A 1,360-nucleotide genomic window follows, 5' to 3' on the forward strand; every position below is an offset into this window, starting at 1 on the left:
GGGCGTTCGAGCTCCGGGGGCAGGTCCTCGACCGGATGCTCGGGCGAGTTGCGGGCGAAGGCGACGGGATCGGTCGTGTGCCACTTGCGCACGCCGCGGGCCTGCAGGATGGCCCGGCCCAGGACCACCAGCACCCCCAGGTCGCGGGAGACGGGGTCGGCGGCCAGCAGGACCGCGTCCAGGAGATTGGCGGGCCCGTCGGCCTCGGGGTGGTCGGCGGGACGCTGGGCCCCGGTGAGCGCGACGGGCCGCGGGTCGTCGTGGTGCAGATCGAGGGCGATGGCGGTCTCCTCGAGGGTGTCGGTCCCGTGGGACACCACGACCCCCGACACCGACGGATCGGACAGCACGTCACCCACCGCGTCGACCAGCAGGTCCCACTCGGCCGGGCCGAACGTGGAGGAGTCGGCGTCGAGCACGGCACGCGCGCTCACGGTGATCTGGTCCGGCAGCACCGCCCGCAGGCCGTCGAGCATGGCCTGCGTCGCGGGGTCGGAGTCCCCGGCCACGACCGCCCCCTCCGGCGTGGTCGAGGCGGTGATCGTGCCTCCCGTGGTGCAGATCACGATGTGGGGGGTATCGGTGCTGGTCTCGGCGCTGGTCACCCGCTCCACAGTGGTGTGCGGGCGGCCCGGCGTCAACCATCCCGGCCGCTGACGATGGAACAATGGCTCATCGATGTTCGTTGGGCCGGTGACCCGGCCCGGAGCCATGCCCGGCTCGGTACCGCATGCCCGGTGCCGCACATCTCGACGAAAGGACCCCGCGTGAGTCTTCGACGGACCATCGCCGCAGTCTCCCTGTCCGCCTTCGCACTGGGCGGCCTCGCCGCCTGCGGAAGTGACGACGACGGCCCCGGGCCCCGGGGCACAGCAGCCCCCGCGCCCACTACCAGCGCCCAGGAGACCACTATCCCCACCGCCGAGGAGCTGACCCAGCTGCTCGACCGGGCCTCCGACCCCGCGGTGCCGGTGGAGGAGAAGGTCGACCTGGTGGAGGGTGGCGCGGAGGCGCCCGAGATCTTCGACCAGATCGCCGCCCTCAAGGCCGAGCAGGGCGCCGACGTGACGATCACCGGCGCAGCGGAGGGGGACATCCCCGGCACGCTCATCGCCAACGCGGTGATCTCCCAGCCGGGCCAGGAGGACATCAACGTCCAGGCCCAGTTCATCAACCAGGGTGGTCAGTGGCAGCTTCAGAAGGCGTTCGCCTGCGCGCTCATCACCAACGCCGGGCTGGAGCCGCCGGCCACGTGCGCCGCGGCCTGACCGCACCTCAGCGCGCCGTCGGCCCGGACTGACAGCGAGGCCTGACCAGCGTCAGTCCACGCTGCGGAACCGCAGCACCGAGTCCTCGTCGT

2 protein-coding genes are annotated in these 1,360 nt (G+C 72.5%); one reads left to right on the top strand and one right to left on the bottom strand.

Features of this window, described 5'->3' with window-relative positions:
* On the bottom strand, positions 1–605 hold a 605-nt coding region (locus G6023_RS14575; RefSeq protein WP_347570783.1), incomplete at its 3' end, for an asparaginase domain-containing protein.
* A gap of 162 nt (positions 606–767) precedes the next feature.
* Here G6023_RS14575 and G6023_RS14580 point away from each other — a divergent pair.
* Positions 768–1,268 (top strand): WKL family lipoprotein, encoded by a 501-nt coding sequence (locus tag G6023_RS14580; protein WP_069389284.1) that lies wholly within the window; start codon positions 768–770, stop codon positions 1,266–1,268.
* Positions 1,269–1,360: the final 92 nt, after the last annotated feature.

Origin of the sequence: Dietzia sp. DQ11-71 (genome assembly GCF_014144995.1) — a bacterium.
Classification (GTDB): domain Bacteria; phylum Actinomycetota; class Actinomycetes; order Mycobacteriales; family Mycobacteriaceae; genus Dietzia; species Dietzia kunjamensis.